20 protein-coding genes are annotated in these 20,584 nt (G+C 65.8%); 6 read left to right on the top strand and 14 right to left on the bottom strand.

Translation table 11 applies throughout. The features are described from left to right. Positions 1–10: 10 nt before the first annotated feature. Both AB4099_RS29365 and AB4099_RS29360 read right to left on the bottom strand, forming a co-directional pair. On the bottom strand, positions 11–1,210 hold the full coding sequence (locus tag AB4099_RS29365; RefSeq protein WP_162768379.1) for an efflux RND transporter periplasmic adaptor subunit: 1,200 nt from the start codon (positions 1,208–1,210) through the stop codon (positions 11–13). Positions 1,211–1,230: 20 nt separating this feature from the next. Beyond that, entirely contained in the window at positions 1,231–1,872 is a 642-nt protein-coding gene (locus AB4099_RS29360) for a TetR/AcrR family transcriptional regulator (protein WP_441480696.1), read from the bottom strand. 237 nt (positions 1,873–2,109) lie between these two features. Here AB4099_RS29360 and AB4099_RS29355 point away from each other — a divergent pair, with 237 nt between their 5' ends. Both AB4099_RS29355 and AB4099_RS29350 read left to right on the top strand, forming a co-directional pair. After that, on the top strand, positions 2,110–2,913 hold the full coding sequence (locus tag AB4099_RS29355) for a glutamine amidotransferase (protein ID WP_441480695.1): 804 nt from the start codon (positions 2,110–2,112) through the stop codon (positions 2,911–2,913). Next, positions 2,910–4,151, top strand: a complete 1,242-nt coding sequence (locus AB4099_RS29350) for an NAD(P)/FAD-dependent oxidoreductase (RefSeq protein WP_441480694.1) — start codon at positions 2,910–2,912, stop codon at positions 4,149–4,151. Before AB4099_RS29355 ends, AB4099_RS29350 begins: the two co-directional genes overlap by 4 nt. Positions 4,152–4,310: 159 nt before the next feature. On the opposite strand, the gene AB4099_RS29345 is transcribed toward AB4099_RS29350, so the two are convergent. The 6 genes from AB4099_RS29345 to AB4099_RS29320 form a co-directional block, all read right to left on the bottom strand. Next, positions 4,311–5,096 (bottom strand): succinate dehydrogenase iron-sulfur subunit, encoded by a 786-nt coding sequence (locus AB4099_RS29345; RefSeq protein ID WP_113517673.1) that lies wholly within the window; start codon positions 5,094–5,096, stop codon positions 4,311–4,313. Positions 5,097–5,110: 14 nt separating this feature from the next. Further along, positions 5,111–6,943, bottom strand: coding sequence for a succinate dehydrogenase flavoprotein subunit (gene sdhA / locus AB4099_RS29340; protein WP_113517674.1), 1,833 nt, complete (start codon positions 6,941–6,943; stop codon positions 5,111–5,113). A 5-nt stretch (positions 6,944–6,948) separates the two neighbouring features. Beyond that, complete coding sequence (gene sdhD / locus AB4099_RS29335) at positions 6,949–7,341, bottom strand: succinate dehydrogenase, hydrophobic membrane anchor protein (RefSeq protein ID WP_441480693.1); 393 nt, start codon at positions 7,339–7,341, stop codon at positions 6,949–6,951. 11 nt (positions 7,342–7,352) lie between these two features. Continuing rightward, positions 7,353–7,748: a succinate dehydrogenase, cytochrome b556 subunit gene (gene sdhC / locus AB4099_RS29330; RefSeq protein ID WP_113517676.1), complete on the bottom strand. Its 396-nt coding sequence runs from the start codon at positions 7,746–7,748 to the stop codon at positions 7,353–7,355. 156 nt (positions 7,749–7,904) lie between these two features. Continuing rightward, positions 7,905–8,978 carry a MaoC family dehydratase gene (locus tag AB4099_RS29325; RefSeq protein ID WP_113517677.1) on the bottom strand — a complete coding sequence of 358 codons (1,074 nt, stop codon included), beginning with the start codon at positions 8,976–8,978 and terminating at the stop codon, positions 7,905–7,907. A gap of 162 nt (positions 8,979–9,140) precedes the next feature. After that, positions 9,141–10,853 (bottom strand): serine/threonine dehydratase, encoded by a 1,713-nt coding sequence (locus AB4099_RS29320; RefSeq protein ID WP_441480692.1) that lies wholly within the window; start codon positions 10,851–10,853, stop codon positions 9,141–9,143. Positions 10,854–10,952: 99 nt separating this feature from the next. On the opposite strand from AB4099_RS29320, the gene AB4099_RS29315 reads away from it, so the two are divergent. After that, positions 10,953–11,828 carry an HpcH/HpaI aldolase/citrate lyase family protein gene (locus tag AB4099_RS29315; RefSeq protein WP_441480691.1) on the top strand — a complete coding sequence of 292 codons (876 nt, stop codon included), beginning with the start codon at positions 10,953–10,955 and terminating at the stop codon, positions 11,826–11,828. A 108-nt stretch (positions 11,829–11,936) separates the two neighbouring features. Here the strand turns inward: AB4099_RS29315 and ppa are convergent, their stop codons facing one another. Further along, positions 11,937–12,473 carry an inorganic diphosphatase gene (gene ppa, locus AB4099_RS29310; protein WP_441480690.1) on the bottom strand — a complete coding sequence of 179 codons (537 nt, stop codon included), beginning with the start codon at positions 12,471–12,473 and terminating at the stop codon, positions 11,937–11,939. Between the two features lie 154 nt (positions 12,474–12,627). Between ppa and AB4099_RS29305 the strand changes: the two genes are divergently transcribed. Then, positions 12,628–13,350: a fused DSP-PTPase phosphatase/NAD kinase-like protein gene (locus AB4099_RS29305; protein WP_441480689.1), complete on the top strand. Its 723-nt coding sequence runs from the start codon at positions 12,628–12,630 to the stop codon at positions 13,348–13,350. 6 nt (positions 13,351–13,356) lie between these two features. On the opposite strand, the gene AB4099_RS29300 is transcribed toward AB4099_RS29305, so the two are convergent. After that, on the bottom strand, positions 13,357–14,799 hold the full coding sequence (locus AB4099_RS29300) for a polysaccharide biosynthesis protein (RefSeq protein ID WP_441480688.1): 1,443 nt from the start codon (positions 14,797–14,799) through the stop codon (positions 13,357–13,359). Between the two features lie 220 nt (positions 14,800–15,019). Between AB4099_RS29300 and AB4099_RS29295 the strand changes: the two genes are divergently transcribed. After that, the gene (locus tag AB4099_RS29295; RefSeq protein ID WP_441480687.1) at positions 15,020–16,027 is read left to right on the top strand and encodes an ornithine cyclodeaminase family protein; all 1,008 of its coding nucleotides are present in this window, start codon (positions 15,020–15,022) and stop codon (positions 16,025–16,027) included. Continuing rightward, positions 16,024–16,848 carry a phosphate/phosphite/phosphonate ABC transporter substrate-binding protein gene (locus tag AB4099_RS29290; protein ID WP_441480686.1) on the top strand — a complete coding sequence of 275 codons (825 nt, stop codon included), beginning with the start codon at positions 16,024–16,026 and terminating at the stop codon, positions 16,846–16,848. Before AB4099_RS29295 ends, AB4099_RS29290 begins: the two co-directional genes overlap by 4 nt. On the opposite strand, the gene AB4099_RS29285 is transcribed toward AB4099_RS29290, so the two are convergent. From AB4099_RS29285 to AB4099_RS29270, 4 genes are read right to left on the bottom strand one after another with little or no spacing between them, the layout of a single operon-like run. Further along, positions 16,845–17,801: an ABC transporter ATP-binding protein gene (locus AB4099_RS29285; protein WP_441480685.1), complete on the bottom strand. Its 957-nt coding sequence runs from the start codon at positions 17,799–17,801 to the stop codon at positions 16,845–16,847. The two genes, AB4099_RS29290 and AB4099_RS29285, sit on opposite strands and share 4 nt — an antisense overlap. Beyond that, positions 17,801–18,433 carry an ABC transporter permease gene (locus tag AB4099_RS29280; protein WP_113517685.1) on the bottom strand — a complete coding sequence of 211 codons (633 nt, stop codon included), beginning with the start codon at positions 18,431–18,433 and terminating at the stop codon, positions 17,801–17,803. Before AB4099_RS29280 ends, AB4099_RS29285 begins: the two co-directional genes overlap by 1 nt. Continuing rightward, positions 18,433–19,062 (bottom strand): ABC transporter permease, encoded by a 630-nt coding sequence (locus AB4099_RS29275; RefSeq protein ID WP_113517686.1) that lies wholly within the window; start codon positions 19,060–19,062, stop codon positions 18,433–18,435. Before AB4099_RS29275 ends, AB4099_RS29280 begins: the two co-directional genes overlap by 1 nt. Next, the gene (locus tag AB4099_RS29270) at positions 19,059–20,582 is read right to left on the bottom strand and encodes an HAL/PAL/TAL family ammonia-lyase (RefSeq protein ID WP_441480684.1); all 1,524 of its coding nucleotides are present in this window, start codon (positions 20,580–20,582) and stop codon (positions 19,059–19,061) included. The genes AB4099_RS29275 and AB4099_RS29270 overlap by 4 nt, the downstream gene beginning before the upstream one ends. Positions 20,583–20,584 lie beyond the last annotated feature (2 nt).

Genomic DNA, 20,584 nt, shown 5'->3' with positions numbered 1-20,584 from the left:
GCCGGCCCCGTCAATTCGCCGCGATCGGCGTAACCGCGTCGCCGTCGCGCACGAAAGTGCCGGCGCGCGCGACCACGGTCTCACCTTCGGCAAGGCCGGAGGTGATCTCGATCCGGCCATTTCCGGTCAGTCCCAGTGTCACCTTCTTGGTGCTGACCTTGCCGTCCTTGACGCTCTGCACCAGCGCTCCATTGCGCGAATAGGTGATGGCGGAGAGCGGCAGGGTGATGCTCGTCTTGCGGCCGGTTTCGATCACGCCACGCGCAAAGGAGCCAAGCGCGACCGGCGGATTGTCCCTGAGAGCGATCCGCACGCGCCCGAGCCGAGACGCCTTGTCGACCTGCGGCGCAATCAACCTGATCTCACCGACAAGCGGCTTCTGGGCGCCCGCCGGCGTGACTGCGACCCTCTGGCCGAGCCTGAGCGAAGCAAGCTCGACTTCCGCGACATCGGCCTCGAGTTCGATCGCGCCATCCGCGATGATGCGGAAGAGGGGCTCGGTGGCGGCCAGCGGAGCCATGGCGCCAAGCTTGGCGCGGCGCTGGCTGACGATTCCGGCTGCGGGAGCCTTGATCTCCGTACGCGCGAGCTTCACGGCAATATCGCGCTCCTGCGCCTTGGCGAGCGCAAGATCGGCTGTCGCGATGGCAAGCGCGTGCTGCGCCGAGTTGACCCGGGCGACTGTCGTCCTCGCCGCGGCAGAACGCAGGTCGAAGGTCTCGACGCTGGCATTGCCCGAATCGCGCAGGGCCTTGGTCCGCTCGAACGCGTTCTCGGCCTGGACTCGATTGGCCTCCGCTTCGGTGACCTGGGCCTTGGCCTGGGCGATCGTTGCTTCGGCGCGCGCGATCTGTGCTTCGTTCTGGGTGTGAAGGACGTCAAGCGTCGTCCGCGAGAGGCGCGCCAGCACCTGGCCCGCCGTCACGCGGTCCCCCTCCTCGGCCAGGATCTCGACGAGCGCAAAGCCATCGATCTCTGGCGAAACCAGAACCTCGTCGCGCGCGATCATCGAGCCGGAGACCACGACGCTCTGTACGATTTCCGCGGTCCTGGCCGGCGTAACCGTCACGGCCGGGCCATGAGCAGGAGCCGTTGCCTGCGCGGCTGCGCTGGCCGGTGTCTGGGCCGAGGCCGAGAGTGTTGGCAGCAGCGCCAGGGTCAGCAGGGACAGGGCAGCCAGGCGCGTCAGCGCGAGGGGAAGCGGCAACATGGTGATAACCTTCGAATCAGTCATGGCTGATTTGTGTCTGGGGATTGCAGGCGCATTGCCTGGGCCAATCCGCGCATCGCGGTGAACATCGTCTCGGCAGCTGCTTCGGTGTCGAAATTCGGATCCAAGGCGCGCCGGCAGAAGAAGCCATCGGCAAGCATCGACATCGCCTGGAGGAAGCGGACCTCGTCGAGATCGGCCGGCAGCTCGCCGCCGTCCTTGGCCGCGGCGACCGCTGCCGTCAGGCCCGTCATGACCATGCCGTCGATATCGGCGCACATCGCCGCCATTTCCGGATTGCGCGCGGCTTCCGCCCAGATCTGCAACGCGATGATGGCCTTTTCGCGCGGCTCATCGACGAGATGACGCCGCGCAAGTGCCTCGAGCTGGTCAAGGAGGTTGCCGGCGCGCGGATCAAGTGCCGCGAAATCAGCGACGATCGAGGCCCGGTCCCGCTCGGCCATCCCCGCGATGATCACGTCCTTGGAAGCGAAGTAGCGGTAGAGATTGCCCGGGCTCATGCCGGCCTCGGCCGCAACGTCATTCATCGTTGCGGCATGGAAACCGGCGCGCGCGAAGACGTGCTCCGCCGCATCGAGGATGCGCGAATGGCGTTCCGTCAGGACGCGCTCGGAGGAGGCGAAGGCAAAGGGCGGCGGCAAATGAGGGACCCACAATGAGAATGAACGTTCATTCTCATGACCTATCGTGAACTTGAAGTCAAGAAGCGTGCGCTCCTGGCGGAATCAGGGCGCCGCCATGCAGAAAACACCTGCGCGTCATGCGCTCTTGGCGCATGAATTGCTTGCTCGGTCCCGCATGGAACCGCATTGTCAGTCCATGGATGGACGTTGCGCCATTGGGCGCGACCTTGGCGCGTGAGCGATCCGAAGCCCGTGATGAACGATCAACCTTTTCGTCTCAGCGCTGCCCGCAAGCTCCGCTCCCCCCTCCGCCCCCGCAGGAACAGGCCGGCACCAAAGCCTGTCCTGATCGTCCTCCACCAGGAACATTCGACCTCCGGCCGAGTCGGCCGCCTTCTGGCGGCGCGAGGGCACGCGCTCGATATCCGCAAGCCGCGCTTCGGCGATCCACTCCCGGTGACCATGCGCGATCATGCCGGCGCCGTGATTTTCGGCGGCCCGATGAGCGCCAACGACCCCGATGATTTCGTCAAGGCCGAGATCGACTGGATCGGGACCTGCCTGAAGGAGGAGGCCCCCTTTCTCGGCATCTGCCTGGGCGCCCAGATGCTCACGAGGCATCTCGGCGGCACCGTCTACACGCATCCGCAGGGCCGGGCCGAGATCGGCTATTACGATCTTGCGCTGACGGAAGCCGGCCATTCGCATGCAAGCGAGGCCGGCTTCGCCTGGCCCTCGACCGTGTACCAATGGCATCGCGAAGGCTTCGACTGCCCAAACGGCGCCGAATGCCTCGCAACCGGGGGCGATTTCCCGGTCCAGGCCATTCGCTCGGGCCCCAAGGCCTATGGCATCCAGTTTCATCCCGAGGTCACCCCGGCGATGATGTGCCGCTGGTCGGTGCGCGCCCATGAGCGCACCCTGATGCCCGGGGCCCAGCTGCGCCATCAGCATCTCGAAGGCTGGTATCGCTATGATCCCGCCGTCAGGGCCTGGCTCGACGGCTTCCTCGACCACTGGCTGCACGCGCCGGTGGATGGAGAGACCTCCCTCGCATGACCCGCACCTCGCTTGTCCTCGGCGCCGGCATTGTCGGCGTATCCTGTGCGCTCGCGCTGCAGAAACGCGGCTTCATGGTCACTCTGATCGACCGGCGCGAGCCCGGCAGCGAAACCTCCTACGGCAATGCCGGCGTGGTCAGCCCGACCTCCGTCGTCCCGCTCAACAATCCCTCGCTCTGGAAGAGCCTGCCGAACTATCTCGGCAACCAGCACGCTGCCGTTCGCTATCGCTGGGGCCACCTACTGCGGAATCCCGGCTGGACCTTGCGCTTCCTCGCCGAGGCGCGCCCATCCCGCCTCGCGCCGCGCGTTGCCGCGCTCCAGGGTCTGACCGCTCAGGCCCTGACCTTGCACAAGGCGTGGATGGCAGAGGCTGGAATCAGCCATCGCCTGCGTGAAACCGGCACGCTGAAGCTCTGGCGCAGCGAGGCCGGTCAACAGGCTGCCCGCACCGAGCAGCAATGGCTCGAGGATCATGGCTTTCGTGCCGACTATCTCGACCGGCAGGCCCTTTCCGCAGTCGAGCCCGATCTCAACCCGATCTTTTCGGCCGGTCTGTGGTTGCGCGACAACGGCTCGGTCGACTGGCCGCAGGCCGTGGTCGCAGCCTATGCGGCGCTCTTCGTGGCACGCGGCGGCAAGATCATCCGCGCCGCGGCCTCAGGGCTCTCCAAGACGTCCCAGGGTTGGCGCGCTATGACCGATTCCGGCAGCTTCGATGCCGATCTTGCGGTAGTCGCGCTCGGCCCATGGAGCCCCGACCTGCTGCGCCCGCTCGGGCTGAGCGTCCCGCTCAATGTCGAGCGCGGTTATCACCGTCATTACAAAGCAGGCGACGGACGCAGCCTTTCGCGCCCGTTCTACGACGTCGAATCCGCCTACTTCCTCGCGCCGATGGAAAAGGGCTACCGCCTGACCAGCGGTGTCGAGCTCGCCAACCGCGATGCGCCTTCGGATTTCGCGCAGATCGACGCTGTCCTGCCGCGGGCGAAGGAAGCATTTGACCTGACCGAGGCGACCGAAGCCACGACCTGGCGCGGAGCCAGGCCGACCCTGCCCGATTCATTGCCGATGATCGGGGAAGCGCCGCGAAATCCCGGTCTCTGGCTCGCCTTCGGCAGCCAGCATATCGGCTTTGCGACCGGGCCGGTCACCGGCGAAATCCTGGCTGCGCTGATCTGCGGCGAGAAGCCGATCGCTGATCCGGCGCCATTCGCGCCGGCGCGGTATCTCTGATCCCGACGATCCGGTCGCGCGCCGAGGCGCGTCCGATAGCGCCAATCAGTCTCCGGCGCAACGGGCGAGAGCCGAAGCCTCTCCCCGAAATGCGCCCGGGACGCGTAAGCCGGCGCAGGCCGTCGCGTCAGACGACCGCACCGCCGAATGAGTGGCGCCTCAGACCTGCCGCGCCACCATCATCTTCTTGATCTCTGCGATCGCCTTGGCCGGGTTCAGGCCCTTCGGGCAGGCATTGGCGCAGTTCATGATCGTGTGGCAGCGATAGAGCCGGAAGGGATCTTCCAGGTCGTCGAGGCGCTCGCCGGTGGCCTCATCGCGGGAATCGATCAGCCAGCGATAGGCCTGAAGCAGCACGGCAGGACCGAGATAGCGGTCGCCATTCCACCAGTAGCTCGGGCAGGACGTCGAGCAGCAGGCGCAGAGAATGCACTCATAGAGGCCGTCGAGCTTCTCGCGGTCCTCCTTGCCCTGCGCCCATTCCTTCTCCGGCGCCGGCGTCGTGGTCTTGAGCCAGGGCTCGACCGAAGCGTGCTGCGCATAGAAGCGTGTGAGGTCCGGCACCAGATCCTTGATCACCGGCATATGCGGCAGCGGATAGATCGCGACCTTGCCCTTCGCGCCGCATTCATCGATGCCGGTGGTGCAGGCCAGCCCGTTCTTGCCGTCCATGTTCATGGCGCAGGAGCCGCAGATGCCTTCGCGGCATGAGCGCCGGAAGGTCAGCGTCGGGTCGATCTTGTTCTTGATCCAGATCAGCGCGTCGAGGACCATCGGTCCGCAATCCTCGCGGTCGACATAATAGGTGTCGGTGCGTGGATTCGCGCCGGTATCCGGGTTCCAGCGATAAACCTTGAACTCTGTCAGCTTCTTGGCGCCGGCCGGCTTCGGCCAGGCCTTGCCTTCGGTCAGTCGTGAGTTCGCGGGGAGATTGAATTCGGCCATCGGTCAGATCGTCCTCAATACACCCGCGCCTTGGGCTTGATGTACTCGATATCGTTCGAGAGCGTGTAGGTATGGACCGGGCGGTCGTCGAGCGTGACGGTCCGCTTCTCGTCATCGATCCAGGACAGGGTGTGCTTCATCCAGTCCTTGTCGTCGCGCTCCGGATAGTCCTCGCGGGCATGGGCGCCGCGGCTTTCCGGACGGTTCAGCGCCGAATCCATGGTGACGACGGCCTGGGTGATCAGGTTGTCGAACTCGAGCGTCTCGACCAGATCCGAGTTCCAGATCAGCGAACGGTCGGTGGTTGCGATATCGGAGGCACCGGCCCAGACCTCATGGATCAGCTTGTGGCCTTCCTGCAGCGTCTCGCCGGTGCGGTAGACGGCGCAGTTGTCCTGCATCGTCTTCTGCATGCGGTTGCGCAGCTCCGCCGTGGGCGTGCCGCCCGACGCGTTGCGGAACTTGTCGAGGCGGGTCAGCGCGAGATCTGCCGAAGTCTTCGGCAGCTCGGGCTGCTTTTCGCCGGGAGTCACGATCTCGGCGCAGCGCAGGCCGGCAGCGCGGCCGAAGACGACCAGATCGATCAGCGAGTTCGAGCCGAGGCGGTTGGCGCCATGCACCGAGACGCAGGCCGCCTCGCCGATCGCCATCAGGCCCGGCACCACCGTGTCGGGATTGCCGTCGACCTTGGTCAGCACCTCGCCATGATAGTTCGTCGGGATGCCGCCCATGTTGTAGTGCACGGTCGGCAGGACCGGGATCGGCTCGCGGGTGACATCGACGCCGGCGAAGATCTTGGCGCTCTCCGAGATGCCCGGCAGGCGCTCGTGCAGGATCTTCGGGTCGAGATGGTCGAGATGCAGGTAGATATGGTCGCCGTTCTTGCCGACGCCGCGTCCACCACGAATCTCCATGGTCATCGAGCGCGAGACGACGTCGCGCGACGCCAGATCCTTGGCCGAGGGTGCGTAGCGCTCCATGAAGCGCTCGCCCTCGGAATTGGTGAGATAGCCGCCCTCGCCGCGGGCCCCCTCGGTGATGAGGCAGCCGGCGCCATAGATGCCGGTCGGGTGGAACTGCACGAATTCCATGTCCTGCAGCGGCAGGCCGGCGCGCAGCACCATGCCGCCACCGTCGCCGGTGCAGGTATGAGCCGAGGTCGCGGAGAAATAGGCGCGGCCATAGCCGCCGGTCGCCATGATCGCCATCTTCGAGCGGAAGCGATGCAGCGTGCCGTCATCGAGCTTGAGCGCGATCACGCCCCGGCAGACGCCATCCTCGTCCATGATCAGGTCGATGGCGAAGTACTCGATGAAGAACTCGGTATTGTAGCGCAGCGCCTGGCCATAGAGCGTGTGCAGCATGGCGTGGCCGGTGCGGTCGGCGGCAGCGCAGGTGCGCTGGGCCGGAGGACCGTTGCCGAAATCGGTGGTCATGCCGCCGAAGGGGCGCTGATAGATCTTGCCGTCCTCGGTGCGCGAGAAGGGCACGCCCCAATGCTCGAGCTCGTAGACCGCCGCCGGCGCGTTGCGCACCAGATACTCGATCGCATCCTGGTCGCCGAGCCAGTCCGACCCCTTGACGGTGTCGTACATGTGCCACTGCCAGGTGTCCTTGCCCATGTTGCCAAGCGAAGCGGCAACGCCGCCCTGCGCCGCAACAGTGTGCGAGCGGGTGGGGAACACCTTGGAGATGCAGGCCGTCCTCAGGCCCGCCTGCGAGCAGCCGACCGTCGCGCGCAGGCCCGCGCCGCCGGCGCCGACGACCACGACGTCGAAGGTGTGATCGGTGATCGGGTAGGCCTGGCCCGTATAGGCCGGGACCGATTGGGCTCTGGTGATCGCCATCGGGTTCAGCCTCCGAAAGAGAGTTTCAGGATCGCAAAGACGCAAGCCGCGCCGATCGCGATCGCAAAGAAGGTGTTGGCCATCACGGCGAGGATCTTCAGCCCCTCGTGGTGGACATAGTCCTCGATCACGACCTGCATGCCGAGGCGCATATGGACCGCGCCCGACAGCGTGAAGAGCAGCATCAGGATCGCGACCAGCGGGTGCGACAGCGTTGCGACCGCAGCCACATAGGGCTTGCCGAAGAGCGAGATCACAACGCCGAGGAAGACGATCGTCAGGAAGACGTTCGCCACGGCAGTGACGCGCTGCAGCCAGAAATGGCCGGTGCCGGACTTGGCCGAACCGAGACCGCGAACGCGGCCGAGCGGGGTACGCATCGAAGAATTTGACGACATGACGAACCTCCTCAGCGCATCGCGTAGGCGACGACCCAGAGCAGGATCGTCAGGCCCGCCGAGACGAAGACGCTGTACTTCGCCATATTCGTGCGCGTCTCGGGCTCGTAGCCGTGCCCCATGTCCCAGACGAAATGGCGCAGGCCGCCGACCATGTGGTGCAGCAGCGCAAAGGAATAGCCGAACAGCACGAGGCGTCCCAGGAAGGAGCCGGCAATCGCCTGAGCCGTTTCATAGGCACCCGGGCCGGAGGCTGCAGCCACGAGCCAGGCGGCGATGAGCACCGTGCCGGCATAGAGCGCCGTGCCGGTGACGCGATGCGCGATCGACATCGCCATGGTCCAGGACCAGCGGTAGATTTGCAGATGCGGCGAAAGCGGGCGCGCGATCGGTTTGGTTTCGGCCAAGGTGAACTCTCCGACTCTGCGGCCCGCCGGGGGCCCGATCCATTTGGGAATGGTTCTAGAGTGATTGGGTCTCTATAGAAACCATTCCGGCGCTGCAATGCGAGGCAGCGAATCGGTGGTTACATAAATCGCAAATTGTAACTTTATGCTTACGCCTCAGCGTGGCAGCAGCACCCAGTAATCCAGATCGAGGATGACGCCACCGGCATATTGATCGCCCAGCTTCAACGGGTACTCCGTGCAAGGCAGGTTCTTGGTCGCGACGAGTCGCAGGCGCAGGGCACCGACATCGCTTCGGCCCGGCAATTCGGCCTTCTCCAGCACCTCGCTCCAAGCATAGACGGTATCACCGGCGAAAAGTGGCGCGACATGCCTTCCACCGTTGATCGCCGCGATGTGAAGGCCGTTTCCGAGACCGTTGAACGATAGGGCACGGGCCAGGCTGATGACATGGCCGCCATAGATCAGCCTCTTGCCGAAACGCGTCTCGCGCGCGCCATAGGCATCGAAATGCACCTTTGCAGTGTTCTGGTAGAGACGGGTGGCAAGCTGATGCTCTGCCTCTTCCACCGTCATGCCGTCGACGTGGTCGATGCATTCGCCGACCGCATAATGGCCCCAGCGAAACGCCGAGCCTGCAAGCGCATCGTCATAGGCGGTGAGATCGAGAGCCGGGCAGCCCTCCCCGAGCTGTTCGGGACCAACAACCTTCGGCAGTTCGGGCACCTGCTCGGCATGAGCCGAGGCTCGCGGCTCGCGCTTGCGCACCAGCACCCAGCGCGCATAGCTCAGCACGATTTCGCCACGCTGGTTGCGGCCGATCGAGCGGACATAGACGATGCCGGCATCACCCGCCGAGGTCTGCTTCAGGCCGATCACCTCCGAGGTGGTCGACAAGGTGTCGCCCGGATAGACCGGCCTGAGGAAGCGTCCATCCGCATAGCCAAGATTGGCAACGGCATTCAGCGAGACGTCCGGCACCGTTTTGCCGAAGACGATATGGAAGACCAGCAGATCATCGACCGGCGCCGCGGGATAACCGACCGCGCGTGCAAAGCTGTCCGACGACTGCACCGCGAAGCGCGGCCCATAGAGCGCCGTATAGAGCGAGACATCGCCGCTGGTCACAGTCCGCGGCGTGGCATGGACGATCGTCTCGCCCAGCCGGAAATCCTCGAAAAAGCGGCCCGGGCTGGTTTTGGAAGCGGGCAGCGTCGCGGTCTGGGACATCGGCGTCTCGCGTCTGGTCAGGCTGGCGGATTGTGCGCTGCCGTGAGAGCCTGCGTCCAGCCCCGCCCCACTGCGACGATGGGGTAAGGCGCAGGCCCGGAATGGTCGGCCGAGCGCACCCCGCGGCTGTCCGCTGCGCCGCAACAGGAAACGGCGCGAAGCCTACGCCACAATCGCCTGCAGCTTGGCGAGATCGACATTCGCGCCGCAGACCAGCACGCCCAGGCGCTCGCCCGCAGCAGGCTTGTAGGCTCCCGAGATCAGCGCGCCGAGGGCGGCGGCCCCACCGGGCTCGACGGCCAGACGGAAATCGCGCCAGAGCCGCGCCTGGGCCTCGGTGATGGCGGCATCCGGCACGAGCGCAACGTGATCGACCGTGTCCTTGCAGGCGTCATAGACCAGCTGGCCGACATTGCGGGCGCCGAGCGAATCCGCCGCCACCGAGGCGACATCGACCGCGACCGGTCCCTTGGCTTCGAGCGCCGCCTGCAAGGCACGCGAGCCGGCGGGTTCGACGCCGACCACCTTGACCTTCGATCCAGCGAACCAGGAGGCGATTCCCGAGATCAGGCCGCCGCCGCCGACCGCGACAAGCACGGTATCGAGATCTGGCTCCTGCAAATCCCACTCGCGCCCGAGCGTGCCCTGGCCGGCTATGGTCTCGACCGCAGCGAAGGGATGGATCTTGAGCGCGCCGGTTTCCGCGACGAAGCGATCGCAGGCAGTCTGCGCATCGTCATACTGCGCGCCGCCGACCACGGCCTCCGCGCCGAAACGCCGGATGGCCTCGATCTTGGCCGCGGGCGAAATCTCCGGCACGAAGATCGTCGCCTTCACGCCGCGTTCGCGCGCCGCATAGGCCACTGCCGCGCCGTGGTTGCCGCCGGAAGCCGCCGAAACCCCGGCAGCAGGCACCGGCAGGGACAGCAGGTTGTTGAAGGCGCCGCGCGTCTTGAAGGACCCTGCGTGCTGCAGGCATTCGAGCTTGAGCGAGATGTCCCCCACGGATCCGAGCGCCCCCTTGCCCAAGCGCATGATCGGCGTGACGCGGGCATGGCCGGCGATGCGCGCGGCAGCCGCCTCGATCATGGAATGGGACACCGGACGGTCGGACATGGGGCGATCCTGAGAGGCTGGGCGATCCGGCGCGAAAGTCCAGATCGCGATGGGAAGCCCGTGGCTATCGCGTCCCGGCGGATCGGGGAAGGGCTTTCCACGCCCGCCCCGGATGTGTCTGGCGACGATCAGCGCCGCGAACGCATCCAGCATATCGTCTGCCGCAGCCCCGCGCGGCGGCCTTGCGTGAACGCCATTCGCCGATAAGCCTTCCGCGATCAGGAGTTCCCGTCGTTCGGCCATGCCCTCAGGATTGATCGCGCCCCGGACCTTCTTCGGGTTCAGCAGAGGAGCGCCGCGCATCGTCCGAAAGGCAAGCTCGGGATGGGTTTCATAGACGCGCTCGCGCCAGGCTGGCTGCTGCCGCAACAAGCCGTCGATCTCCCGGATCTTTGGGAACAGGAAGAAACCCTGCTTGGAGACCTTGCGCGGCGGCTCGGAGGTCGCGACCGCCACACCGCAGGCTTCGAGGTACTGCGCAGCCTGGACTGCCGAGCGCGAGGGAATCGAGAACACCGAAGATTGCCGCTCGCCAAGCAGGCTGCGCACCGCCCGTTCGGGGCCGCGCCCGGATCCGACAATCCGATCCGGCAGGCCGATCGGCATATCGACGGCCACGACGTCAGGTGGCTCCGATCCCTCAAAAAGCTCGAAGAAATGCGAGATCACCCGCAACTGCGGACGCAGGGGCGTAGCGTCGCCCAGGATCGCAACGATCCAGCCCGCCTTGCAGCCGTCGACACCGGCGATCCAGCCCATCCGCCCCCTCTTCACCTTTCGATGAACTGTCGTTGCATTGCGGTCGCGTCTAGTGTGCATTGCAGCGAAATCCGATCAGCCGTCGTTAAGGAGTCTCCCATGACAGCGATCCGCCCACGCCGCAGCGTCCTCTATATGCCTGGTTCGAACGCCCGTGCGCTCGAAAAGGCTCGCGAGATTGCCGCCGACGCGCTGATTCTGGATCTGGAAGATGCGGTGGCCCCGGATTCCAAGGACGTGGCGCGCGAGCAGGTCTGCGCCGCGGTGAGGGCCGGAGGCTATGGTCGGCGCGAACTGGTCATTCGGGTGAATGGCGTCGACACGCCCTGGTTCGAAGCGGATCTTGCCGCAGCGACCGAGGCCAAGCCCGACGCGATCCTGATCCCGAAAGTGTCGGCCCCCGAAACCTTGATCGAAATCGGCCACAAGCTGACCGGCCTTTGGGCGGATCCGGCGATCCGGATCTGGGCGATGATCGAAACGCCGCTCGCCGTCCTGGACGCCGCGCGCATTGCCGCCGCGGCGAAAGATCCCTCGACGCGGCTTGCCTGCTTCGTGATGGGCACGAACGATCTCGCCAAGGAAACCCGCGCCCGCTTCGTGCCGGGCCGTGCGCCAATGCTGCCTTGGCTGGTGACGGCCATCCTCGCGGCCCGTGCCCATGGCATCGACATCGTCGACGGCGTCTACAACGATCTCAAGAACGAGGATGGCTTTGCGGCCGAATGCGCGCAGGGCCGCGATCTCGGCTTCGATGGCAAGACCCTGATCCATCCCTCACAGGTCGCTGCGGCCAATGCCGCCTTCGCGCCGGATGATCATGAGCTTGCCCGCGCCAAGGCGATCATCACCGCCTTCGAACAGCCGGAGAATGCCGACAAGGGCGCGATCCAACTCGACGGCCGCATGGTCGAGCGGCTTCACGCCGAGATGGCCAGGCGCGTCGTGGCGCTGAGTGAGGCAATCGCGGCGTAATCCGCGCCGTGCCCGGCCTTGCGCCGGGGGCCCGCCCCGATCTGGGCGACGGGACGAGATCATGGCCGGGGCGGGCCCGGCCATGACGGAAAATACCGGGCGCTGGCCTCAGGCCTTGGCCTTCTTTACCCGCTGCATCGCCTCGACGATGAGCTGCTTTGCCTTGGTGGCGTCACCCCAGCCGGTGAGCTTCACCCATTTGCCGGGCTCGAGATCCTTGTAGTGCTCGAAAAAGTGCTGGATCTGATCGAGGGTGATCTGCGGCAGATCGGTGTAGTTGTGGACGTTCTCGTAGCGCTTGGTGAGCTTGGGCACCGGCACTGCGATGATCTTCTCGTCGCCGCCGCCCTCGTCCTCCATCATCATCACACCGATGGGACGGACCGCGATATACGAGCCCGGAATCAGCGGCCGTGTATTGGCGACCAGCACATCGCAGGGGTCGCCATCTTCCGACAGCGTATGGGGAATGAAACCGTAGTTCCCGGGATAGCGCATCGGGGTGTAGAGGAAGCGATCGACGAAGAGCGTGCCGGCTTCCTTGTCCATCTCGTACTTGATCGGCTCGCCACCAATGGCCACCTCGATGACCACATTGACTTCGTCGGGCGGATTCTTGCCGATGGAGATGGCATCTAGGCGCATGGGTCATACCTGTTGAGACAAAAAACTGGCGCGCCTTATGCGCGCTGTAGCGCAAAAGTCCAAGCCCGACCTTTAGGCGGACGGGGCATCAGGGTTTGCGCATGGCCCTTCCCACTGATATCGGGCTGCAGATGATCAAGCATGGAACTTTGTGGTGTTGAACCTGCTGCGCCGCAACGATCAGCGTTATGCGAGGCGCATGGCACGCATCGCGCGCTGGGACCGGCCGCTTACCGGCCGGGTCGACCGGCTGCGCGCCTGGGCCAACATGCTGCTGGTCGATCATGGCATCTTCCGCCTGGCCTATCTCAATGCCCACCGGGTCACGCCGCGCCTTTGGCGCGCCGCCCAGCCCGCGCCCACCGACATCGCCTGGTTCGCCCGTCAGGGCGTCAAGACGATCGTCAACCTGCGCGGAGGCCGCGAGCACGGCGCGTGGCCGCTGCAGCGCGAAGCCTGCGAACGCCACGGCATCGCACTGGTCGAGTTCGTCCTGCGTTCGCGCGGTGCACCTGACCGCGAAACAATCCTCGGCTCCAAGGCCTTCTTCGAGGGCCTGAAGGAACCTGCGCTGGTACATTGCAAATCGGGCGCGGACCGGGCTGGCTTTTTCTCGGTGCTCTATCTGCTGGTGCACGAGAATCGCCCGCTCGACGAAGCCATGAAACAGCTCTCGTTGCGCTACGGCCATTTCCGCTTCGCCAAGACCGGGATTCTCGACGCGTTCTTCGAAGCCTATGCCCGCGAGGGCGAGGCCAAGGGCATCGCCTTCCTCGACTGGGTCGAGCGCAGCTACGATCCCGAGGCGCTTGAGAGAGACTTCAAGACGGGCTTTCTGTCTTCTCTGATCGCCGACCGCCTGATCCGGCGCGAGTAGACCTGCTCAACGCGCCGTACGCGGCAGGGCAGGAGCGCCCCCCATCCGCGTCCAGGTAAACTGGATATGCGCCATCATGCGCGCGAACGAAACGCATCCGATCGCGGTGAGCAGCGCGACCGACAAAGTCCCGAACCACCACATAACCAGCGCGGCACCGGCCAGCGAAATCGCATTCGTCATCATCTGCCGTCGCGGATACAGCGACAGTGAACCGATCTCGTGCAGCGGTCCGACCAGGGTACTGCAGCCATAGAACAGCGAGAGCAGCGCCATGATCTCGCCGACCCCTTCCCATTGTGTGCCCTCGAGCACGTAGTCGGCCCCGATTGCGGCGATGGCCACGCCCGCGAAGAGCACGACGACAATGGCGACCATACCCATGGTGATCCGACGGGCCCAATGTTGCCGATCCGCTCCCTCGCGCTTGCGCAGATCGTTCATCGCCAGCGGAGTGACCGCTGCGTTGAACAATTGCATCGGCATTTCCAGCAGGCGCATGGCGAGCGCGACATGCGCCGCCAGGAGGGCGTTACCGGCGAAGGGCAACGCCAGCAGCGGCGCCACCATGAAACCGAAGGACAGCAGCGCCGAGGGCAGCAGATAGGTTGGCGCCGTGCGCCAGCGTATCGCCGACTCCACCAATTCCCGCTGTGACCAGTAACGCAGCCTCACGAAGCCGATCAGCGCCTTGCGACGGCGCCAGAACAGATAAATCGCAGCCACCGCGTGGCCGAAGGCATCGGCGGCGAACAGTGCGAGCGCCGTCGGGCCGAGCGGCCAGATCAGCAGGATCATCATGGCCGGCTGGACAATCGCCTGCACGACATTGCTGTTGCCGATCGTCGTGAAATCACCCTCCGCGGTCGCCTCGGCGGTGATCAGCCTGATGGCCGCGCGGCTGGCCAACGAAATCAGGAAGAGCGCACCAAAGCCGCGCAGAACCCAGCCCGCGGAGGCCGCGAACAGGATTGCCGCAGTCATCCCGGCAAGAAAAACCATCCCCGCAGCGAGGGCCAGTCGAAACGCCTTGCCGAGACGCACCCTGTCATGGCTCTGGAAGAACACGGCCTCGAAGCGCAGCAGAACCGCGATCGCGACGAAATTGGCCAGCGCCGAAAAGATCGCGAAATCCGCGAAGACCTTGGGCGGGCACAGGGCCGCTGCGAAGAGCAGGCCCCATACCGAAAGAATCCGTGCCTGGATGAAGCGCAGCGCCAGCATCAAGCCGTTGCGGAGACCCGTCCGCCTGACGGGAGAGCCATCGGCGGCGATCGGCTCGGCCGGGACGGGCACCGAGGCGGCCGCGGCAAAGCCGCCCCTGTCCAGTGCGAGTTGCGCAGCCATATCCACGTCCCCGGTCGGGATGTCGGGCAGGTCGTCTTCGCTCGGCCGGGGGCCGTGGCGCTCGCCTGCCGGAGTTCGCTCGCGATCAACCCCTTCGATCACGTCGCTTCACTCCGCAGGTTGCACGCTGCGCCGGTATGGTTAACGCACGGTAAATCTGGCAGCACTTTCGCTGGTCGCGCCGGGGAGGGTTCTCGCTACCACGCAGGTTGTGGCGGAAAAGTGGCAAAACCCGTCATTTATCAGCGTTCTAACCGAGCTCCATTGTCATCTGGGGACGTCCCCGTCAGTGTTTCCCTCGCAGATCGAGAGGCTTGATCCCATGACGCGCACCCCCATCCACATCGATTTTCTGAATGCGTTGGACGTCGAGGCACTCGGGTTGACCGACCAGGAGATCATCTCCGCAGTGGAGGCCGGACTGGCGGCGCAAGGACGCGGGGAAACCGTGATCGAACCGCGCATGCACCTGATTCCAGGAGGCAGCAGCGGTCATTTCAACGTGCTGAGGGGTGCATTTCGTGCGCCGATCAGCCTGGCGGGCGTCAAGGTGATCGGAGACTTCGTCGACAACTACAAGGAAGGCCTGCCCTCGGAACTCGGCCTGCTCCTGTTGATGGACCCGTCCAATGGCGTGCCAAGAGCCATCATCGACGGGAGCCATCTCACCGATATGCGCACCGGCGCAGTCACGGCCATCGGCGCGAAATACCTCGCACGCAAGGGTGCCAGAGTACTGGGCCATATCGGAGCACGCGGCACGGCCTACTGGAACGTACGCCTGCTCGACTCCCTGTTCGACTTCGACGAGATCCGTGTGCATTCCCGGCGGCGCGAAAGCCGCGACGCATTCGCAGCACGGCTCTCAGCTGATCTCGGCAAGCCCGTCACAGTGACAGAGGACTGGCGTTCCTGCGTCGACGGCGCCGATATCGTTGTTGAAGCCTCGCGCCTCGACGCGCCCGAACCGCTGCTGAAAACGGACTGGATCAAGCCCGGCGCCTTCGTCGTGCCCTATGGCACGATGAGCGCCGTCGAGCTTTCGCTCACCGATATCATGAGTAAGCTCGTCGTCGACGACTGGGGCCAGTGCCGGTCAGGCCAGTTCGGCTCGCTACGCGCCCATGTCGAGGCCGGCAAGCTCTCGAAGGCGACCCTCTATGCCGAGATGGGTGAAATCGTCGCCGGGCTGAAGCCCGGGCGCGAAGGCGACGACGAGACCATCCTGTTCTGGCATCGCGGCCTCTCGCTCTCCGACATCGCGCTTGGTCATTTCATGCTGGAGAAGGCCGGGCGCATGGGGATTGGTCAGAGGCTGCGGTACGCATGACGAATCCTGCCGCCCCGCACCTTGTCGCCAATGCGCGGATGTATGCCGTCAACCCGACGGTTCGTGCTGCCTGGACAGATCTCTTCGCCTGGATCTCCAGTCGGTCGGGGGTTCCGCTGACTGTCGTCGATCATGCAGCACCGGCTCCATTGGAGGACCTCTGGCAACGCGGCGATCTCGGCCTCGCCTTCATCTGCGGCTATCCCTTCGCAAGCGGCAGCTTCCCCGTGCAGCCGATCGCGGCCCCGATCCCGGCTTCGGCGTTGGCGGGCGGGCGGCCCCTCTATGCAACTCATCTCGTCACCCGCACCGATAGCCCGATCGCCACGCTCGCCGGGAGCTTCGGCCAGCGCCTTGGCTGGACGGTCGAGCACTCGCAGTCCGGCTTCAACGCCTTGCGCTGTCACCTGCTCCCGCATTGGAAGACAGGGCCGCTCTATCGGCAGAGCATCGGCCCGCTCCTGACGCCGCGCCGGGTCATTGCCGCGCTGCTGAACGACGAAATCGATATTGGTCCGCTCGACTCGTATTTTCACGACCTGTTGCTCGCGCATGAGCCTGAAACGGCTGCACGGCTGCGGATCATCGAGACCACACTCCCGAGACCGATGCCGCTCCTGGTCGCCTCCGGCACGCTGGAAGCGGCTCCACTTGCAAACCTTCGCGATGCGCTGCTCGAGGCTGCAGCCCTGCCGCAGGCGCAGGCTCTGCTGGCTCGCCTCAAGCTCTCCGGTTTCGCCGTTGTTGAACACGGCACCTATGACGTGCTGCTTCAGGACGCCCGCAGGGCGGAAGCCGCCGGCTATGGTCGGCCGGGCTAGGGTTCGGCCGGACGCCCGGCACTACGCGCCCGGATCGCCGCAAGCGTGATACGCCCCAGCGGCCGGCTCTCGTCGTCGACGATGGTCGCCCCGCCCCGCCCCTCGGTCAGAAGCGCCGAGAGCACGTTGCGCAGATTGGCCGATGCCGGAAGCCGCAGGTCGGAACTCTCTGGCGCTCCCTCTTCGACCGCATCCGCCGCGCTGACCAGAGAGAGGCGCCGCAGGGCAGCGTCGGCACCGACAAAATCAGCGACGAATGCGTCGGCCGGAGCCGCCAGCAAGCGGTCGGGTGTGTCATACTGCACCAGTCGGCCGTCCTTCATGATGGCGACGACATCGCCCATGCGGATCGCTTCATCGATGTCATGGGTGACGAAAATCACCGTCTTCTTCAGCCGACGCAGGATCGCGACGAATTCCTCCTGCAGGCGCCCTCGCACCACGGGATCGACCGCACCGAACGGCTCGTCCATCAGCATGACCGGCGGGTCGGCCGCCAAGGCGCGCGCCACCCCGACGCGCTGGCGCTGCCCCCCCGAGAGATGGCGCGGGTAGCGCGAAAGAAACTGCGCAGGTTCTAGCCCGACGAGTGCCAGCATCTCCTCCGAGCGCGACCTGATCTTCCCGGCTGGCCAGCCAAGCAGTTTTGGCACGGTCGCAACATTCTCGGCGATGGTCATGTGCGGGAAGAGGCCGACCTGCTGAATGACATAGCCGATGCGGCGGCGAAGCAGCACCGGATCGGCCTGCGTCACATCCTCACCCTCGACGATGATCCGGCCGGAGCTCGGTTCGATCAGCCGGTTCACCATCCGCATCGTCGTGGTCTTGCCGCAGCCGGAGGGGCCGATCAGCACGCAGGTCCGGCCTTCGGGCACAGAAAGATCGAGGCTGTCGACGGCGGCGCGCGCGATGCCCGCGAACAGTTTGCTGACATTCTCGAGACGGATCATCAGGCCCCCATTCGCGCGGAACGCGTCATCACCCGCTCGACGCTCGCAAAACCGATCTCGACCAGGAGCGCGAGCAGGGCGACCGCTACCGCTCCGGCAATCAGCTGCGGAAAATTGAAATTCGCCATACCGGCGGTGATCAGCTCGCCAAGGCCGCCGCCGCCAATGAAGGCGGCGAGCGTCGCCGCCGAGACGACCTGCACGGCAGCCGTGCGGATGCCGGCAAAAATCACCGGCAGCGCCAGCGGGATCTCGATCCGCGTCATGACTTGCACATCCGAAAGTCCCTGCCCGCGCGCCGCCTCGACGATGTCGCGGTCGACCTCGGTCAAGCCCGTATAGGTGTTGAGCAGCAGAGCCGGCAGGCCGTACAGCGTCAGCGCCACCACTGAGGGCAGGAAGCCGGTGCCGAGCACGGGCAGCATGATGACGAGCAAGGCCAGGCTGGGCACGGTGCGCAGGATGTTGACGATCGCGATCGCCGAATTGGCGAGGCTGCGATGGCGCGTCAGCGCGAGCCCGAGTGGCAGCGCGATCAGCATCACGGCGAGAAGTGCCACGCCCGAGAGCCAGAGATGGTTCTCGACCGCTGTCCAGAAGATGCGGGGATTGGCAGAAATCCAGTCGAGCATCAGGCCCCCTCCGCCTGGGCCGCCCGCAGGCCGAGTTCAAGCCGGCGCAAGATCTCGTCGCAGGCGATGGCCAGCAGCGAGGTCATGATCGCGCCGACCACGACCTTCTCGCCGAAATCCTGGGTGATGCCCTGGAAGATGATGTCGCCAAGCCCGCCTGCATTGATGAAGGCTGCCACCGTCGCGACCGAGACCATCGTGACGACCGTGATGCGGATGCCCGCGATGATCACCGGCAGCGCCAGCGGAAGCTCGATGGCGAAGAGCCGGCGCCATCGGCCGTAGCCCATGCCGTCGGCGGCATCCAGAATCTCGGGCGCGATCTCGCGCAGGCCGGTTGCCGTGTTCCGGATGATGATCAGCAGGGCATACATCACGAGCGCCACGATCGCCGGACCGAAGCCCAGCCCGAGGATGGGAATCAACAGCGCAAAGATCGCCAGTGCCGGCACCGTGTAGAGCGCCCCCGAAATCAACAGCACGACGAGGTAGAAGGTCGGCCGCCGCGCCGAGACGATCCCGAGCGGCAGGCCGATGACGAGCGAGATCGCGAGCCCGATGCCGACGAGCTGGATATGCTCCCAGAGCGCGATCAGCAGGCGGTCGTAATTCTCCAGCGTCCAGGTCATGCCGGCAGGCCCGATAGGGCAGCGGCAAGCTCTCCTGCCGTCAGCCGTTCGGCGAGCGCCTCGAACTCGCGCCCCATTGGCCGGTCATCGTCGAGCCGAGCGACATGGGCGCGGACGAAACCATGCGCGAGGCCGGTACCAGCACCGAGCCGGATGCCGTCGCGCTGATCCGCCGCCTCGGCCGCCACGACGAGTTCGATCGCAGCAAGCCGCAACAGGTGCTCGGCGATCACGGCCGTCTTTGCGACGATGCGCGGCGTCATGGGGGCATAGTCCTCGACACCATCGGCAACCGGCATGGTCATCGGGCCAAGCGGCAGGGCGAGATGGCGGATCTCCGCTTCCAGCGCTGCTGTCGTCTTCTGCGTGGTCGCAAAACCGGCATGCGTGCCGCCATGGCGGGTCAGAAAGCGCGGCAGCTCACTGGACGCAGGCGACATCAGCTTGGTGACGCGGAACGCCGAAATCGTCGCGGCGTGGGCGGCCCCCAGTCCGAGCCCTTCGAGCGCGAGCGCAAGTGCCGTGGTGTCGAAATTGACCGTCGAACGCAGGACATCCTCGGTGATGAGCACCGCCGGGCTGTCGGCGGCCGCGTTAAGCTCGACTTCGACGAGCGTGCGCGCCGTATCGAGCGCGGCGCATGCGGCTCCATTCACGGGCGCCAGGCAGCGAAAGGACAGCGGGTCCTGCACGCGCCGGGCGGCGCCCTCGTCAAGGAGATCGCTCCCGGCCAGGAGTTCGCGCAGCTTCGCCGCGCCGGCGACATGGCTCGGCACCGGCCGAAGGGCGACCAGATTGCTGGCGATGGGCGAAAGATTGGCGCGGTAAGCCTCAAGCGAGAGCGCGCCTGCTGCGGTCAGCGCCTGCAGCGCCATTGTCATGGCGCGAAGCGCCAGCGCAGCCAAGCCAGCACTCTCGGCGTTGGCATTGAGCAATGCGAGCCCATCCTTCGGCCCAAGGGCCGGAAGCGCTATGCCGGCCAGGCGCATCGCCTCGGGACCAGGTCGAATCTGCCCGTCGAATTCAGCCTCGCCCTCTCCAGCCAGCGGTAGAAAGAGCTGGGCCAGCGAGCTGAGATCGGCCTCCCCCAGCGAACCGATGCGTCGGACGACAGGGTGAACCCCGGCATTGAGCATCGCAGCGAGTGTCCCGACAAGACCCGGCGAAATGCCCGACGCGCCCTGAGCAAGACCGGCAAGCCGCGCCAGCAGCATCGCCCGCACCTCGGCCCGCGGCAGGCAAGGCCCGACGCCGACGGCCCGCGCCCGAACCGCCCGCTGCTGGAAGGCGGCGATCTGATCCGCCGCCAGTCGCGTGTCGACAGCGGCCCCAAGGCCGGTCGTCAAACCGTAGACGGCCTCGCCGCGTTCAAGGCTGCGCTCGACCACCGCGCGAGCCCCGCTCAGCCGCTCCAACAGTGCGGGAGCCAGCGCGACCCGCTCAGCACCATGCGCGACGGCATGAACCTGTTCGATCGAAAGCAGCCCGACACCGATGACGACGGCAGGGGCCGCTTGCACCA

It is taken from the genome of Allobosea sp. 2KB_26 (assembly GCF_052115715.1).
Classification (GTDB): Bacteria; Pseudomonadota; Alphaproteobacteria; order Rhizobiales; family Beijerinckiaceae; genus Allobosea.
This window is presented reverse-complemented; position numbering and strand designations above follow the sequence as displayed.

Excerpts from the sequence above, each read along its gene's own strand:
- AB4099_RS29345 (WP_113517673.1), bottom strand. The coding sequence starts at position 5,096 with ATGGCCGAATTCAATCTCCCCGCGAACTCACGACTGACCGAAGGCAAG.
- AB4099_RS29355 (WP_441480695.1), top strand. The coding sequence starts at position 2,110 with ATGAACGATCAACCTTTTCGTCTCAGCGCTGCCCGCAAGCTCCGCTCC.
- AB4099_RS29285 (WP_441480685.1), bottom strand. The coding sequence starts at position 17,801 with ATGATCCGTCTCGAGAATGTCAGCAAACTGTTCGCGGGCATCGCGCGC.
- AB4099_RS29275 (WP_113517686.1), bottom strand. The coding sequence starts at position 19,062 with ATGACCTGGACGCTGGAGAATTACGACCGCCTGCTGATCGCGCTCTGG.
- AB4099_RS29295 (WP_441480687.1), top strand. The coding sequence starts at position 15,020 with ATGACGCGCACCCCCATCCACATCGATTTTCTGAATGCGTTGGACGTC.
- AB4099_RS29325 (WP_113517677.1), bottom strand. The coding sequence starts at position 8,978 with ATGTCCCAGACCGCGACGCTGCCCGCTTCCAAAACCAGCCCGGGCCGC.
- AB4099_RS29290 (WP_441480686.1), top strand. The coding sequence starts at position 16,024 with ATGACGAATCCTGCCGCCCCGCACCTTGTCGCCAATGCGCGGATGTAT.
- AB4099_RS29365 (WP_162768379.1), bottom strand. The coding sequence starts at position 1,210 with ATGTTGCCGCTTCCCCTCGCGCTGACGCGCCTGGCTGCCCTGTCCCTG.
- AB4099_RS29280 (WP_113517685.1), bottom strand. The coding sequence starts at position 18,433 with ATGCTCGACTGGATTTCTGCCAATCCCCGCATCTTCTGGACAGCGGTC.
- AB4099_RS29315 (WP_441480691.1), top strand. The coding sequence starts at position 10,953 with ATGACAGCGATCCGCCCACGCCGCAGCGTCCTCTATATGCCTGGTTCG.
- AB4099_RS29350 (WP_441480694.1), top strand. The coding sequence starts at position 2,910 with ATGACCCGCACCTCGCTTGTCCTCGGCGCCGGCATTGTCGGCGTATCC.
- sdhD (WP_441480693.1), bottom strand. The coding sequence starts at position 7,341 with ATGTCGTCAAATTCTTCGATGCGTACCCCGCTCGGCCGCGTTCGCGGT.
- AB4099_RS29320 (WP_441480692.1), bottom strand. The coding sequence starts at position 10,853 with ATGGGCTGGATCGCCGGTGTCGACGGCTGCAAGGCGGGCTGGATCGTT.
- ppa (WP_441480690.1), bottom strand. The coding sequence starts at position 12,473 with ATGCGCCTAGATGCCATCTCCATCGGCAAGAATCCGCCCGACGAAGTC.
- sdhA (WP_113517674.1), bottom strand. The coding sequence starts at position 6,943 with ATGGCGATCACCAGAGCCCAATCGGTCCCGGCCTATACGGGCCAGGCC.